The sequence below is a fragment of the Streptomyces sp. DT2A-34 genome (genome assembly GCF_030499515.1).
Lineage (GTDB): Bacteria > Actinomycetota > Actinomycetes > Streptomycetales > Streptomycetaceae > Streptomyces.
This window is the reverse complement of record NZ_JASTWJ010000001.1, coordinates 2,460,001-2,475,314: the sequence shown is the minus strand read 5'-3', so window position 1 is coordinate 2,475,314 and position 15,314 is coordinate 2,460,001. Positions and strand designations below refer to the sequence as shown.

At 69.0% G+C, this 15,314-nt stretch carries 13 protein-coding genes (1 of these 13 running past the window's edge); 9 read left to right on the top strand and 4 right to left on the bottom strand.

All coding sequences use genetic code 11. The features are described 5' to 3' along the window. Window positions 1–93 precede the first annotated feature (93 nt). On the bottom strand, window positions 94–480 hold the full coding sequence (locus QQM39_RS10650) for a hypothetical protein (protein ID WP_301996451.1): 387 nt from the start codon (window positions 478–480) through the stop codon (window positions 94–96). Window positions 481–657: 177 nt separating this feature from the next. Further along, complete coding sequence (eccCa, locus tag QQM39_RS10645) at window positions 658–4,599, bottom strand: type VII secretion protein EccCa (RefSeq protein WP_301996450.1); 3,942 nt, start codon at window positions 4,597–4,599, stop codon at window positions 658–660. Between the two features lie 276 nt (window positions 4,600–4,875). Here eccCa and eccD point away from each other — a divergent pair, with 276 nt between their 5' ends. From eccD to QQM39_RS10615, 6 genes are all read left to right on the top strand, one after another. Further along, entirely contained in the window at window positions 4,876–6,333 is a 1,458-nt protein-coding gene (gene eccD, locus QQM39_RS10640; RefSeq protein WP_301996449.1) for a type VII secretion integral membrane protein EccD, read from the top strand. 200 nt (window positions 6,334–6,533) lie between these two features. Further along, window positions 6,534–6,821, top strand: a complete 288-nt coding sequence (rpsO, locus tag QQM39_RS10635; RefSeq protein ID WP_301996448.1) for a 30S ribosomal protein S15 — start codon at window positions 6,534–6,536, stop codon at window positions 6,819–6,821. 291 nt (window positions 6,822–7,112) lie between these two features. Then, complete coding sequence (locus tag QQM39_RS10630) at window positions 7,113–9,332, top strand: polyribonucleotide nucleotidyltransferase (protein ID WP_301996447.1); 2,220 nt, start codon at window positions 7,113–7,115, stop codon at window positions 9,330–9,332. Then, window positions 9,329–10,708, top strand: a complete 1,380-nt coding sequence (locus QQM39_RS10625; RefSeq protein ID WP_301996446.1) for a pitrilysin family protein — start codon at window positions 9,329–9,331, stop codon at window positions 10,706–10,708. Before QQM39_RS10630 ends, QQM39_RS10625 begins: the two co-directional genes overlap by 4 nt. Before the next feature lie 28 nt (window positions 10,709–10,736). After that, window positions 10,737–11,489, top strand: coding sequence for a 4-hydroxy-tetrahydrodipicolinate reductase (gene dapB / locus QQM39_RS10620; protein ID WP_301996445.1), 753 nt, complete (start codon window positions 10,737–10,739; stop codon window positions 11,487–11,489). 14 nt (window positions 11,490–11,503) lie between these two features. Further along, the gene (locus QQM39_RS10615; RefSeq protein WP_301996444.1) at window positions 11,504–11,956 is read left to right on the top strand and encodes a hypothetical protein; all 453 of its coding nucleotides are present in this window, start codon (window positions 11,504–11,506) and stop codon (window positions 11,954–11,956) included. A gap of 104 nt (window positions 11,957–12,060) precedes the next feature. On the opposite strand, the gene QQM39_RS10610 is transcribed toward QQM39_RS10615, so the two are convergent. Both QQM39_RS10610 and QQM39_RS10605 read right to left on the bottom strand, forming a co-directional pair. Continuing rightward, window positions 12,061–12,615 carry a PH domain-containing protein gene (locus tag QQM39_RS10610; protein ID WP_301996443.1) on the bottom strand — a complete coding sequence of 185 codons (555 nt, stop codon included), beginning with the start codon at window positions 12,613–12,615 and terminating at the stop codon, window positions 12,061–12,063. 122 nt (window positions 12,616–12,737) lie between these two features. After that, window positions 12,738–12,974 carry a hypothetical protein gene (locus tag QQM39_RS10605; protein WP_301996442.1) on the bottom strand — a complete coding sequence of 79 codons (237 nt, stop codon included), beginning with the start codon at window positions 12,972–12,974 and terminating at the stop codon, window positions 12,738–12,740. Between the two features lie 175 nt (window positions 12,975–13,149). Here QQM39_RS10605 and thyX point away from each other — a divergent pair, with 175 nt between their 5' ends. The 3 genes from thyX to QQM39_RS10590 all read left to right on the top strand — a co-directional run. Beyond that, window positions 13,150–13,890: an FAD-dependent thymidylate synthase gene (thyX, locus tag QQM39_RS10600; RefSeq protein WP_301996441.1), complete on the top strand. Its 741-nt coding sequence runs from the start codon at window positions 13,150–13,152 to the stop codon at window positions 13,888–13,890. A 212-nt stretch (window positions 13,891–14,102) separates the two neighbouring features. Then, complete coding sequence (gene dapA, locus QQM39_RS10595) at window positions 14,103–15,002, top strand: 4-hydroxy-tetrahydrodipicolinate synthase (RefSeq protein WP_301996440.1); 900 nt, start codon at window positions 14,103–14,105, stop codon at window positions 15,000–15,002. Between the two features lie 154 nt (window positions 15,003–15,156). Beyond that, window positions 15,157–15,314, top strand: partial view of a ribonuclease J gene (locus QQM39_RS10590; RefSeq protein ID WP_301996439.1) — the beginning only. It continues 1,528 nt past the right edge of the window; only the first 158 of its 1,686 coding nucleotides appear in the window; its start codon is at window positions 15,157–15,159; its stop codon lies off the right edge, out of view.

The following is a 15,314-nucleotide window of genomic DNA, read 5'->3' as shown; positions in this document are numbered from 1 at the left end:
TGACGTGCGAACGAAGTGTGTGTCTCACCCTACTGGCGTGGGTGGACCGCCAGAGGTGCGTTGCAGATCAGGTGGCCGGCTCAGGTGGCCGGCTCAGGTGGTCGTCCGGGTGTGGATCTCGCCGTGCGCGACCCCGGGCGGCATCTTCACCTGGCCGTCGTATTTGGCCATCGTGTCCCGCCAGATGGCGTCCTGCGCGGCCTCGTTCTGCTCGTGTGAGACGCCCATCTTGGCCAAGGCGGCCCCCATCCCGGCGATCCGCTCCGCCAGGCTGCCCATCGAGTCGTACATGCCGTCGCGCAGACCCTCGTAGACGACTCCGAACTTCTCGCCGATGTCGTCGTCACCCCACGGAGGGGTGTCACCCTTTTCGAGGGCACCCAGCCGGGTCGTCAGGTTCTTCACCGCCTTGGCGAACTCCACGCCGGTGTTGAACATGTGGAATCCCTCGGTCTTCAGTACCTCAGGATCGGAGTCCATGTAGTCCGACGGCACAACTGCCCCCCGTGGCTCGTCATTTCTGTCGCGACTCCACCTTAACGGCGGTGCCCGGGCGAGACCCAGCCCCCAAGGACAACGAACACGGACAACGAAGAGGGGCGGCACCCACGCGGGTACCGCCCCTCCGGCTGGACGGAATCGTCGAGCCGCCGCCGCTCAGAACCGAGTCGGCAGCCACCCCGTCTGAATCAGCTGCCCACCGCGTCGGCGCGTGTGGAAGTACCCACGGCCGGGCGGCAGTTGGGTCGCCGTGATGTTGCCGAGCAGCGCGCCCTCCGCCCGGTCGCCGGAGAGCACGAGGCCCTGGGCGCCGAGCTCGCGCAGGCGCTGCATCACCGGCTCGTACAGCGACCGGCTGGCACCGCCCGAGGCGCGCGCGATGATGATGCGCAGGCCGACGTCACGGGCGAACGGCAGGTACTCCAGGAGCGGGGCCAGCGGGTTCACGCCGGTCGCCACCAGGTCGTAGTCGTCGATGATGACGAACGCGTCCGGGCTGCTGTACCAGCTGCGGTTGCGCAGCTGCTCCGGCGTGACGTCCGGACCCGGCATACGGCGGCTGAGCGAGCCGGCCAGGCCCTCCAGCGTCTCCGACAGGGCCGGCGCCGAGGCGCAGTAGCGCGACAGGTGCGTCTCCGGGACGCCCTCCAGGTGGGCACGCCGGTAGTCACCCATGACGATCTTCGCCTGCTCCGGCGTGTACCGCTCACAGATCTGCTTGATGAGCAGCCGCAGCACCGCCGACTTACCGGACTCGCTCTCACCGAACACGATGAAGTGCGGGTCCGTCTCGAAGTCGACGAAGACCGGCGAGAGCGACGACTCGTCGATGCCGATGGCGACACCGCGGTCGGGGTGCTCGAAGCCCTTGGGCAGCCGGTCCGACGGCAGCATGGTGGGCAGCAGCCGTACGGCCGGAGCGTGGTTGCCCTGCCAGTTGTCGTTGATGCCGCGGATGAGGATCGACTGCGCCTCGGACAGGTCCTCCGTCTCCGAGGAGCCGTCCACGCGGGGCAGCGCCGCCATGAAGTGCAGCTTGTCCTGGGTCAGACCACGGCCCGGGACGGTGGCGGGGACGTTCTGCGCGACCTTGCGGTCGATCTCCGACTCCGTCGGGTCACCGAGGCGCAGCTCGATCCGGTTCTGCAGCATGTCCTTGAGCGCGGGCCGCACTTCGGTGTAGCGGCTCGCCGTCAGGATCACGTGCACACCGAAGCCGAGGCCGCGCGTCGCGATCTCCGTGACGGTGGACTCGAGCATCTCGTAGTCCGTCTTGAACGTGGCCCAGCCGTCGATGACGAGGAAGACGTCACCCCAGGGCTGGTCCGGCAGCTGGCCCGCGTTCCGGCGCTGACGGTACGTCTGGATCGAGTCGACGTTGTTCGCGCGGAAGTACTCCTCACGCGCGTTGAGGATGCCTTCGACCTCGCTGACCGTACGACGCACCTTCTCGGCGTCGAGACGGTTCGCGACCCCGCCGACGTGCGCCAGCTCCTCCATCGAGATCAGACCGCCACCACCGAAGTCCAGGCAGTAGAACTGCACTTCGGACGGCGTGTGGGTGAGGGCGAACGACGAGATGAGCGAGCGCAGCAGCGTCGACTTGCCGGACTGCGGACCACCGACGAACAGACCGTGACCGGCACCGCCGGAGAAGTCCCGGTACAGCACGTCACGCCGCTGCTCGAACGGCTTGTCCACCAGGCCGACCGGCACGTTGAGCCGGCCGAGCGCCGTGTAGTCGGGCGCGGTGAGGCCGCGCTCCGGGCTGACGGCGAGCTGGGGGAGGAGCTGCTCCAGCGAGGGCGCCTCGTCCAGCGGGGGCAGCCACACCTGGTGGGCGGGCGGGCCCTGGTTGATCATCCGGCCGACGAGGACGTCCAGGACGGTGTCGGCGAGCGCGTCGTCCACCCGGTTGTCGGGCTCCGGCTCCTCGATCACCGGCTGCGGGGGCAGCGCCACGTGCTCCGCCGAGAACAGCGCGGGCCGCAGCTGCGTCGAGCGGTGCACCCGGGAGGGGCCCTCGCCGTGGTACGGCCCCGACACGTACGCCGCCTTGAAGCGGACCATGGTGTCGGTGTCGTAGCGCAGATAGCCGGAGCCGGGGATCGACGGCAGGTGGTAGGCGTCCGGGACACCGATCGCCGTACGGGACTCGGCGGCGGAGAACGTACGCAGACCGATCCGGTACGACAGGTAGGTGTCCAGTCCGCGCAGCTTGCCTTCCTCCAGGCGCTGCGACGCGAGGAGCAGGTGGATGCCCAGCGAACGGCCGATACGGCCGATCTGGATGAACATGTCGATGAAGTCCGGCTTGGCCGTGAGGAGTTCGGAGAACTCGTCGAGCACGATCACCAGCGAGGCCATCGGCTCCAGCGCGGCGCCCGCGGCCCGGGCCTTCTCGTAGTCGTGCAGGTTGGCGTAGTTGCCGGCCGAGCGCAGCAGCTCCTGACGGCGCTGCGTCTCACCCATGATCGAGTCACGCATACGGTCGACGAGGGTGAGGTCGTCGGCAAGGTTGGTGATGACGGCCGCGGTGTGCGGCATGTCCGCCATGCCGGCGAAGGTCGCACCACCCTTGAAGTCCGCGAGGATGAAGTTCAGCGTCTCCGAGGAGTGCGTCACCGCGAGACCGAGCACCAGCGTACGCAGCACCTCGGACTTACCGGAACCGGTGGCGCCGACGCACAGACCGTGCGGGCCCATGCCCTCCTGCGAGGCCTCCTTGAGGTCCAGCATGACCGGCTCGCCGTTCTCGCCGACACCGATCGGCACCCGCAGCCGCTCGTGCAGCGTGCGCGGACGCCAGGTGCGGGAGACGTCGACCGTCCCCGCGTCGCCGATGCCCATGAGGTCGGTGAAGTCCAGGTTGGACAGAAGGGGTTCGCCCTCCTCCGCGGAGCCGACCCGGAACGGGGCCAACTGCCGCGCCAGGGACTCGGCCTGCGCCGGGTTCAGCACGTCGGGCTTGCCGGTGTACGCCGACTCGTGGCCGACGAACAGCCGCATCCGGTCCGGCTTCACATAGGCCGTCAGACCGGCGCGCAGTTCCTCCTCCAGTTCGCCGGGGGCGATCTCCAGGAAGGTGACGCCCTGGAGGCCCTCGCTGCCGGCGAGCTCGGAGTCCGGCGGCACGGTGCCGCCGTCGAGCACCACGATCAGGTGCGGCTGGTCGTAGACGGGGGTCGCCTCACGGTTCCAGCGGGCACGGTCGTCCAACTGGTCCGCGAGCGCCTCCTCCAGCTCACCGAGGTCGTCGAAGAGGAGCCGGGTCGAGCCCGCCCCGTCCTTCGCCTTCGGGTGCTGGCTGTGCGGCAGCCACTTGATCCAGTCCCAGTCCGCCGCCGCCGAGGGATGCGCCACCACGGCGATCATCAGGTCCTCGGGCGAGTGCAGCGTCGCCAACTGGGACAGGGTCGCACGGGCGTTGCCGTAGACCGTGTCGGTCTCTCCGCAGATCGTCACGTGGTAGAAGGCACGCAGCGAAATGGAGACGGGCAGGTCGTGCAGACTGCCGTGCGCGTCGAGGAAGGCCTTCATCGCCGCCGCGGTCAGCGGCTCCAACTCGTCCTTGGGAGCCGTCTCCGGAGCGACGAGCGGAGTGTTCAGCTGCTGCGTGCCGCGACCGATCCGTACGGAGGCGAAGTCCGCGTCGACCGGACGCCGCTCCCACAGCCGCTTGCTGTCGGCCGCCACCGCCCAGAGCTGCTCCGGGTCGGGATGCTGGAACAGCTGGCTGCGCCGCTGCAGTTCCGCGGTCTTGTGCACGTCCTTGCGGACCTGCTCGAGGTAGCGGAAGTAGTCCCGCCGGTCCTGGGCCATGCCCGCGCCGGGGCCCTGGCGGGCCTTGGCGATCTGGGCGATCATCATGGCCAGGGTCGAGGCGAGCATGAGCCCGCCCACCACCTTCATGTAGGACTGGCCGGCTGTGAAGAAGAAGGCGACGGAACCAAGCATGCCCATCATGGGCAGCATGTTCATCAGCATGCTGTCGTCGCCCTCGCGCGGAATCTCGGGCGGCGTCTCGAGTTTTACCTCGCCGTCCGGGACGGCCGGGGGCACTGTCCGCGGTGGTCGTTTGATGATGACGACGCTCACCGATGCACTCATCCTTCGCGATTGATACGTGATACGTCCTGGCACCGACGCCCCCGTGTACCGCGACGTGTTCTCGTTCGCGTAGGCGTCGTTCGCGTAGGCGTCGATCCTACTGATGCGCAGAGTGCCCGAGTGAGGCAGGCGGATGGAGATGCGGCGCAGGTCCTGGGAGGAATGGGGGAGGTAGGTCCTGCACCCGGTACGGCAACGGATATGGTGGCGCTCCGCGTCGTACGAGCGGCGTGAGGAAGCCTTGTCTAGCAGGGGGAACACCAGGTGAGCACGGGGACTTCGACAGGTTTCTGCCGAATCACCATCGCAGCACCGGACAGCCGTGTAGATGTCGCGCTGCCGGAGGACCTGCCGATCCAGGACCTCTTTCCCGAGATCATCAGGCTCTCGGGCCTGGTCCAGTCGGACACCAGCCCCTCCGGTTATCACCTTGTGACCCGCGAGGGCCAAGTGCTCGATGCGAGCCGTTCGTTGCTCGAGCACCGCGTCAGGGACGGCGAGGTGCTGCTGCTGCGCACCTTCGCCGATTCGCTGCCACCGGCCGTCCACGACGACGTGGTGGACGCGATCGCCGCCGCGGTCAAGCAGGACATGCGCAGCTGGAACGACAACCTGATGCGGGTCGCCGGCCTCGTCGCGGGGTCGCTGCTGCTGATCATGCTCGGCTTCGTCTTCTGGTTCGCGGATCCGATCCGGCACGACATGCACGGCCTCCAGGGCATCCTTGCCGGCGTGACCGCGCTCGCCCTGACGGCACTCGCCGGCGTACGGGCCCGGGTGTACGACGACCGGGGCTCCGCCGTCGCGCTCGGCATCTCGGCGCTGCCGCACGCGCTCATCGCGGGCTCCGGCGCCATCGCCCAGGACCCGGGTGAAGGCCCCGGCCGCATCCAGTTCCTCGTCGGCTGTGTCGCCGTACTGCTCTTCTCCGTCGTACTGATCATGCTGCTGCCGCAGGGCGACGCCCCGTTCGTGGCCGCCGCGCTGGCCTCTGCCATCGGCACGCTCGCCGTGTTCTGCGGGGTGCTCACCGAGGCGGAGCCGCGCGAGATCGCCGCCGGCACCTCGGTCGTCGCCCTCGCGGTCGTCGGCTTCCTGCCCGGCTGGTCGGCCCGCTTCGCCAAGCTGCCGATCGGCTTCCGCAACCCCGAGGACCTCGCCCGGGCCCGTCGCGAGGGCCACGAGGGCGACCTCGAGGCCGTCGACGTCCAGCGCATCGTCGCCCAGACCAGCCGGGGCCACGAACTGCTGCTCGGCCTGGTCGGCGGTTGCGCCGCCGTCATCATCGGCGCGGGCGGCGCGGTGCTCGGCTTCAGCAGCAGCGGCTGGGCCCAGCTGCTGGCCCTGTGCACCGGCCTCGCCGCGATGCTGCGGGCCCGCCTGTTCCGCTACACCGCCCAGGTGACCTGCCTGTTCGTGGCCGGTGTCGTCACGCTCGCCCTGCTGGTCCTCGGCCTCGCGATCTCGCCCCCGGCCGACATCATCATGGAGCTGCTCCAGAACAACTCCGGCCCGGTCAACGTACGGACCCTGTGGCTCGGCGCCTCGGTCGGCGTCGGCGTGCTGCTCCTGATCGCGATCGCCCTGATCGTGCCGAAGAAGGGGCTCTCCCCCTTCTGGGGCCGCATGCTCGACCTCGCCGACTCGCTGGTGCTGCTGTCCCTGGTCCCGATCTGCCTGGCCGTCCTCGACATCTACGCCAAGGTCCGCGGCGGTCTCTGACCTGCGCGGCGCCCCGGGGGACCGCCTGTCAAGGGCGCGCTCGTGTGCTGGTACGCTGTGTAACGGCCGTTTGTGTACGCGTCCCCGGTCCACCTGGGGGCTGCGCCCAGCGGATCCCCGCCTCCCGAGTCATGGAAGCTCCCCTGCGAAGTAGACCAGGGGCACTCGGTGGCAAGAACGAAGACCCACGAGGAGTACGCGTGCCGCTCGACGCCGCTACGAAGAAGCAGATCATCACCGAGTTCGGTACCAAGGAGGGCGACACCGGCTCCCCCGAGGTCCAGGTCGCGATGCTCTCGCGCCGTATCTCGGACCTGACCGAGCACCTCAAGACCCACAAGCACGACCACCACTCGCGCCGTGGCCTGCTCATCCTGGTCGGTCAGCGCCGCCGCCTTCTCCAGTACCTGGCGAAGAAGGACATCCAGCGCTTCCGTACGCTGGTCGACCGCCTCGGCATCCGCCGCGGTGCGGCGGGCGCCAAGTAAGACGCCGTGAGGGGAGCGGTTCCCGGAGAGATCGGGAGCCGCTCCCTTTGCCGTACGTACGGAAACGTGCGGAGTATCACACCCACTTTGTAGTGTGGTAGCACAACGCAATACCACGAGGAGAAGTGCACCTCGCCGCCGCCGGTCCTCGGTAGTGGCCCCCGGGCAATGCGAACCCCGGGTGCTTCGATCGAAGACCGGCCCGCACCAGAAGGAGCGCTTCTCCGCTCACGTCCCCCCGCCACACGGGCGGATCGGGACAAAAGACGAAAAGTAACGGAGAAAACGCTAGTGGAGAACGAGACCCACTACGCCGAGGCCGTCATCGACAACGGCTCCTTCGGCACCCGCACCATCCGCTTCGAGACGGGCCGCCTGGCCAAGCAGGCCGCCGGCTCCGCCGTGGCGTATCTGGACGACGACACCATGGTGCTGTCGGCCACCACCGCCTCCAAGAACCCCAAGGACCAGCTCGACTTCTTCCCCCTGACGGTGGACGTCGAGGAGCGGATGTACGCCGCCGGCAAGATCCCCGGCAGCTTCTTCCGCCGTGAGGGCCGCCCCTCCGAGGACGCCATCCTCACCTGCCGTCTGATCGACCGCCCGCTGCGCCCGTCCTTCAAGAAGGGCCTGCGCAACGAGATCCAGGTCGTCGCCACGATCATGGCGCTCAACCCCGACCACCTGTACGACGTCGTGGCGATCAACGCCGCCTCCGCGTCCACGCAGCTGGCCGGCCTGCCCTTCTCCGGCCCGATCGGCGGCGTCCGCGTCGCGCTGATCAACGGCCAGTGGGTGGCCTTCCCGACGCACACCGAGCTCGAGGACGCCGTCTTCGACATGGTCGTCGCGGGCCGCACCCTGGAGGACGGCGACGTCGCGATCATGATGGTCGAGGCCGAGGCCACCGAGAAGACCATCCAGCTGGTCAAGGGCGGCGCCGAGGCCCCGACCGAGGAGGTCGTCGCCGCCGGTCTGGAGGCCGCGAAGCCCTTCATCAAGGTCCTGTGCAAGGCCCAGGCCGACCTCGCCGCGAAGGCCGCCAAGCCGACCGGCGAGTTCCCGATCTTCCTGGACTACCAGGACGACGTCCTGGAGGCCCTCACCGCCGCCGTCAAGCCGGAGCTCGCCTCCGCGCTGACCATCGCCGGCAAGCAGGAGCGCGAGTCCGAGCTGGACCGCGTCAAGGCGCTCGCCGCCGAGAAGCTCCTGCCGGAGTTCGAGGGCCGCGAGAAGGAGATCTCCGCCGCGTACCGCTCGCTGACCAAGGCCCTGGTCCGTGAGCGCGTCATCAAGGAGAAGAAGCGCATCGACGGCCGTGGCGTGACGGACATCCGCACGCTCGCCGCCGAGGTCGAGGCCATCCCGCGCGTGCACGGTTCCGCGGTGTTCGAGCGTGGCGAGACCCAGATCCTGGGCGTCACCACCCTCAACATGCTCCGCATGGAGCAGCAGCTGGACACCCTCTCGCCGGTGACCCGCAAGCGCTACATGCACAACTACAACTTCCCGCCGTACTCCACCGGCGAGACCGGCCGCGTCGGCTCCCCGAAGCGCCGCGAGATCGGCCACGGCGCCCTCGCCGAGCGCGCCCTCGTGCCGGTCCTGCCGACGCGCGAGGAGTTCCCCTACGCGATCCGCCAGGTCTCTGAGGCGCTGAGCTCCAACGGCTCGACGTCCATGGGCTCGGTCTGCGCCTCCACCATGTCGCTGCTGAACGCCGGTGTGCCGCTCAAGGCCCCGGTCGCCGGTATCGCCATGGGCCTGATCTCCCAGGAGATCGAGGGCGAGACGCACTACGTCACCCTCACCGACATCCTCGGTGCGGAGGACGCCTTCGGTGACATGGACTTCAAGGTCGCCGGCACCAAGGAGTTCGTGACCGCCCTCCAGCTCGACACCAAGCTGGACGGCATCCCGGCCTCCGTCCTGGCCGCCGCCCTCAAGCAGGCCCGTGACGCCCGCCTCCACATCCTCGACGTGATGATGGAAGCGATCGACACGCCGGACGAGATGTCCCCCAACGCGCCGCGGATCATCACCGTGAAGATCCCGGTCGACAAGATCGGTGAGGTCATCGGCCCCAAGGGCAAGATGATCAACCAGATCCAGGAGGACACCGGCGCCGAGATCACGATCGAGGACGACGGCACCATCTACATCGGTGCCTCCGACGGCCCGGCCGCCGAGGCCGCCCGCACCACGATCAACTCGATCGCCAACCCGACCATGCCGGAGGTCGGCGAGCGCTACCTGGGCACGGTCGTGAAGACGACCACCTTCGGTGCGTTCGTCTCGCTGCTCCCGGGCAAGGACGGTCTGCTGCACATCTCGCAGATCCGCAAGCTGGCCGGCGGCAAGCGCGTGGAGAACGTCGAAGACGTGCTTGGCGTGGGCGCCAAGGTCCAGGTCGAGATCGCCGAGATCGACTCCCGCGGCAAGCTCTCCCTGATCCCCGTGATCGAGGGCGAAGAGGACGCTTCCGAGGACAAGGACGACACCGACAAGTGACGTCGAGTAGCTCCACGGCGACGGCCCGCACCTCCTCGGAGGCGCGGGCCGTCGCCCGTACCCAAACCCTCATCAAGGGCACCAACGGCATCGGTACGGTCCGCAAGACCACCCTCCCCGGCGGCCTGCGCGTCGTCACCGAGACCCTGCCCTCGGTCCGCTCGGCGACCTTCGGTATCTGGGCGCACGTCGGCTCCCGCGACGAGACCCCGGCCCTGAACGGTGCCACCCACTACCTGGAGCACCTGCTCTTCAAGGGCACCACCCGCAGGTCCGCCCTCGACATCTCCTCCGCCATCGACGCCGTCGGCGGCGAGATGAACGCGTTCACGGCCAAGGAGTACACGTGCTACTACGCGCGCGTGCTCGACGCCGACCTGCCACTGGCCATAGACGTCGTCTGCGACATGCTGACGGGCTCCCTCATTCTCGAAGAGGACGTCAACGTCGAGCGGGGCGCCATCCTCGAAGAGATCGCCATGACCGAGGACGACCCGGGCGACTGTGTGCACGACCTGTTCGCGCACACCATGTTCGGCGACAACCCCCTCGGCCGCCCGGTCCTCGGCACGGTCGACACGGTCAACGCCCTCACCGCCGACCGCATCCGCCGCTTCTACAAGAAGCACTACGACCCGACCCACCTGGTCGTGGCGGCCGCGGGCAACATCGACCACAACAAGGTCGTACGACAGGTCCGCGCGGCCTTCGAGAAGGCGGGCGCCCTCAAGAACCTGGACGCCACGCCCATCGGCCCGCGCGAGGGCCGCCGCGCCCTGCGCACCGCGGGCCGCGTCGAGCTCATCGGCCGCAAGACCGAGCAGGCCCATGTCGTCCTCGGCATGCCCGGCCTGTCCCGCACGGACGAGCGCCGCTGGGCCCTGGGCGTCCTGAACACGGCGCTGGGCGGCGGCATGTCCTCCCGCCTGTTCCAGGAAGTCCGCGAGAAGCGCGGCCTGGCCTACAGCGTGTACTCGTACACCTCCGGCTTCGCCGACTGCGGCCTGTTCGGCGTGTACGCGGGCTGCCGCCCGTCGCAGGTCCACGACGTACTGAAGATCTGCCGCGACGAACTCGACCACGTCGCCGAGCACGGCCTGTCCGACGACGAGATCGGCCGCGCCATCGGCCAGCTCCGCGGCTCCACGGTCCTCGGACTGGAGGACACCGGCGCGCTGATGAACCGCATCGGCAAGAGCGAGCTGTGCTGGGGCGAGCAGATGTCCGTCGACGACATGCTGGCCCGGATAGCGGCCGTGACCCCGGACGACGTCCGCTCGGTCGCCCGCGAGATCCTGGGACAGCGGCCCTCGCTGTCGGTCATCGGCCCGCTGAAGGACAAGCAGGCGTCCCGGCTGCACGACGCGGTCGCCTGACCATCCCCTGGTGAAGGAAGCACAAGAGATGAGCAAGCTGCGCGTGGCGGTCCTCGGTGCCAAGGGCCGCATCGGCTCCGAGGCCGTACGGGCGATCGAGGCCGCCGAGGACATGGAGCTGGTCGCCGCCCTGAGCCGGGGCGACAAGCTGGAGACCCTGGCGGAGACAGGCGCCCAGGTCGCCGTCGAACTGACCACGCCGGACTCGGTGATGGCCAACCTCGACTACTGCGTGGGCCACGGCATCCACGCCGTCGTCGGTACGACGGGCTGGACCGACGAGCGCCTCGCGCAGCTGAAGGGCTGGCTGGCCGGCTCCCCGGAGACCGGCGTGCTCATCGCGCCGAACTTCTCCATCGGGGCCGTCCTGACGATGAAGTTCGCGCAGCTCGCCGCGCCCTACTTCGAGTCGGTGGAGGTGGTCGAGCTGCACCACCCGAAGAAGGTGGACGCCCCGAGCGGTACGGCCACCCGCACCGCCCAGCTCATCGCGGAGGCCCGCCGCGCCGCCGGCACGGCCCCCGCGCCGGACGCCACGGAGACCGCCCTCGACGGCGCGCGCGGTGCCAGCGTCGACGGGATCCCGGTGCACGCCGTCCGCCTGCGCGGCCTCCTGGCCCACCAGGAGGTCCTCCTCGGTGGCGAGGGCGAGACCCTCACGGTCCGCCATGACTCCCTCCACCACAGCAGCTTCATGCCGGGCATCCTGCTCGGCGCCCGCCGCGTGGTGACCACTCCGGGCCTGACCTTCGGCCTGGAGCACTTCCTGGACCTCGGCTGACACGAGACTCACCGATGCGCGCGAAACTCTCCTACGCCATAACGGCCGCCGTCCTGGTCGTCTACTTCGTCCTGGTCGGCAGCCGTGGCGTGATGCTCATCCAGTCCGGCACGGTCCTCACTGTCACCTTCGGCGTGGCGGTGCTGATCCTGCCGGTGATCGGCGTCTGGTTCCTCTGGCAGAACACCCAGTTCGTCCGCAAGGCCAACGCTCTCGCCGCTGAACTCGACGCCGAGGGCGGCCTGCCCGTCGACGAGTTGAAGCGCACCCCCAGCGGCCGTATCGACCGCGACTCGGCCGACGAGGTCTTCGCACGGCGCAAGGCCGAGACGGAGGCGGCTCCCGAGGACTGGCGCAGCTGGTTCCGCCTCGCCATCGCCTACCACGACGCCCGCGACACCCCCCGCGCGCGCAAGGCGATGCAACGGGCCATTGCCCTGCACGACGGCAGGACCGTCGAGGCCTGAGCCCTGGGACCGCCGCCCAAGCCCTGCGGCGACTCCTCAGCCGTACGCCGAAGGGGCCGGCCCGCACTGAGCGCGGACCGGCCCCTTCGGCGTCTCTGCCGGGCTCAGCCGCGCGTGTTCTCCGCAGCCCACGCCTCGACCGCGTCGGTGGCCCGGTCGAACGCCGCGACCCGCCCCAGGAAGTCCGCATTGTGCGTGGTCATCAGCGTCGGCATGTCATCCGCCGCCCGATCCCGCCGTACGAGCATCAGCGCCTGCCCCTGCACGGTGCGCGGCAATCCCAGCCAGCGCACCGGCTGCTGCACCGTCCGCACGGCGACGACCTGCTCCCAGGGCACCGTACGCGTGACGAGGAAGCTCACCCGGCGCAGCCCGTGCGCGCTCACCCACACGCCCATCCGCAGCAGCCGCAGAGAACCGGCGATGACGAGCAGCGCGACACCGAAGACGACACCGGCGTCGGTCAGCGTCCCGGTCAGGGCGATGATGACGGCCGCGAACAGCACATACGAGGCGAGCAGCAACCACAGCGCCGCCACGCCCACCCGGCACGGCCCGGGACGGTAAGGGCGCCGCCAGCGGTCACGGTCGTCGAAGGGCAGCGCGACGTCATCGGCTGCCTCGAATGCGCGGTCGGCCGTCAGGAAGGGCAGGGGCACGGCTGGTCCTCACTCAATCCATGCTTGGGCTGTGCCCGGTGAGGTTATCGACCTGTGTCCCTGCTCACCACCCTTGGGGGTCCATGGGGGTACCTCCCACGCCATTCAGGCAGTGGGAGGAGTCAGTGCCCCTGGGAGGCCTGTGACTGCTGAGTCTGCGTGGCGGTGTCGGTGGACAGGGCCGGCATGCCGACCACCAGCGAGCCCACCAGCGCGGCGACGATGGTGAGGCCCAGCAGCCAGCGCCCGGCTATCTGACCGGCGGACGCCCGCTCACGGGGTGGGGGAGTGACATCACTGCGGAACCTGTCGGCCTCGGCAAGAAAGGCGAACGGGACGGGCTCGCGCCGACGGAACATGGGTAGTGCGTCTCCCCTCGGGATCGAATGAATCACTGTCATCAACACAGACGAGCGAGTGCCCCAAAAGGTGCCCGGTTTCACCGATTTCCTTCGGTCACGACGGTGAACGCCCCGTTTGGTGGGCCGTAGAGTGGCGTCGCCAAGAGACGAGATGGGAAGGACCCTCCGAACCGTGACCCCCACCCCCGACGACGATTTCAAGATCGATCTGCGCAGCGATGTCACCGTCGAACTGGTCAAACACAGCGCGGCCGACTCCGACGTGCTGTTCGCGGCCCGGGTGTCGACCGTCGGGGAGCAGTCCCTGGATGAGTTGAACAAGGACCCGGAGCGTTCGAAGGGCCTGATCAACTACCTCATGCGGGACCGGCACGGCAGCCCGTTCGAGCACAACTCCATGACGTTCTTCATCAGCGCCCCGATCTTCGTCTTCCGCGAGTTCATGAGGCACCGCGTCGGTTGGTCGTACAACGAGGAGTCCGGCCGGTACAGGGAGCTGCAGCCGGTGTTCTACGTGCCGGACGCCTCGCGCAAGCTCGTCCAGCAGGGCCGCCCCGGCAAGTACGTCTTCGTCGAGGGCAGCCCGGAACAGCACGAGTTCGTGCAGCACGCCATGGAGGACTCGTACCGCCAGGCCTACCGGACCTACCAGGAGATGCTCGCGCAGGGCGTCGCCCGCGAGGTCGCCCGCGCCGTCCTCCCGGTCGGCCTGTTCTCCTCGATGTACGCCACCTGCAACGCCCGCTCCCTGATGCACTTCCTCGGCCTGCGCACCCAGCACGAGCTGGCCAAGGTCCCGTCCTTCCCGCAGCGGGAGATCGAGATGGTCGGCGAGAAGATGGAGGCGGAGTGGGCCAAGCTCATGCCGCTGACGTATGCCGCCTTCAATGCGAACGGTCGTGTGGCGCCGTAGCGCACCCAGGTTCCCCGACCGGGCAGGGCCGCACGGCCCAGCCTCACAAGGTGTCCGTATTGCGGCATTTAGAGAAGTTCATCTAGCCTGATCAAACGGACCCGGCACTGCTTGAACCCCCGAGCAGGCAGTGCCGGGCTCCATCTTTGTCCGGACTTTTCCGCACCCCCCGAGGGCAGACCCGGCCGTGCGCAACGAGTAGCGTGTAACCCATGGCTCCGACCTCCACTCCGCAGACCCCCTTCGGGCGGGTCCTCACCGCCATGATCACGCCCTTCACGGCGGACGGCGCACTCGACCTCGACGGCGCGCAGCGGCTCGCCACGCACCTGGTGGACGCAGGCAACGACGGCCTGATCATCAACGGCACCACCGGCGAGTCCCCCACCACCAGCGATGCGGAGAAATCGGACCTGGTGCGAGCGGTACTGGAGGCCGTCGGCGACCGAGCCCACGTGGTGGCCGGCGTCGGCACCAACGACACCCACCACAGCCTCGAGCTCGCCCGCACAGCGGAGAAGGTGGGCGCACACGGGCTCCTGGTCGTCACGCCGTACTACAACAAGCCCCCTCAGGAGGGCCTGTACCGGCACTTCAAGGCCATCGCCGATGCCACCGAGCTGCCGGTCATGCTCTACGACATCCCCGGCCGCAGCGGCGTCCCGATCAACACCGAGACGATCGTCCGCCTCGCCGAGCACCCGCGGATCGTCGCCAACAAGGACGCCAAGGGCGACCTCGGCCGCGCCAGCTGGGCCATCGCCCACTCCGGCCTCGCCTGGTACTCCGGCGACGACATGCTGAACCTGCCGCTGCTCTCCGTGGGCGCGGTCGGCTTCGTCTCGGTCGTCGGCCACGTGGTCACCCCGGACCTGCGCGCGCTCGTCGAGGCGTACGTCTCCGGCGACGTCCAGAAGGCCACCGAGATCCACCAGAAGCTGCTCCCGGTCTACACCGGCATGTTCCGTACCCAGGGCGTCATGACCACCAAGGCCGCGCTCGCCCTCCAGGGCCTGCCCGCCGGACCGCTGCGCGCGCCCATGGCGGAGTGCTCACCCGAGGAGATCGAGCAGCTCAAGATCGATCTTGCCGCAGGCGGGGTACAGCTGTAGCACCAGACTTCGCGCGCCCGGGCGCGCACCAGACTTCACAACTGAATAAGCGGGCCACCGGTGCCTGCACCCCACAACGACAACTGCTTCTGCACGAACGTCACGCGCGCCACGTGCCCAACCGGTACGTGGCGCGCGTGGTGAGGAGAGTCTTTTGAGTCATCCGCATCCTGAACTCAGCGCGCCCCCGCCGCTCCCCAAAGGCGGCCTGCGGGTCACCCCGCTCGGCGGCCTCGGCGAAATCGGCCGAAACATGACGGTCTTCGAGTACGGCGGCCGCCTGTTGATCGTCGACTGCGGAGTGCTCTTCCC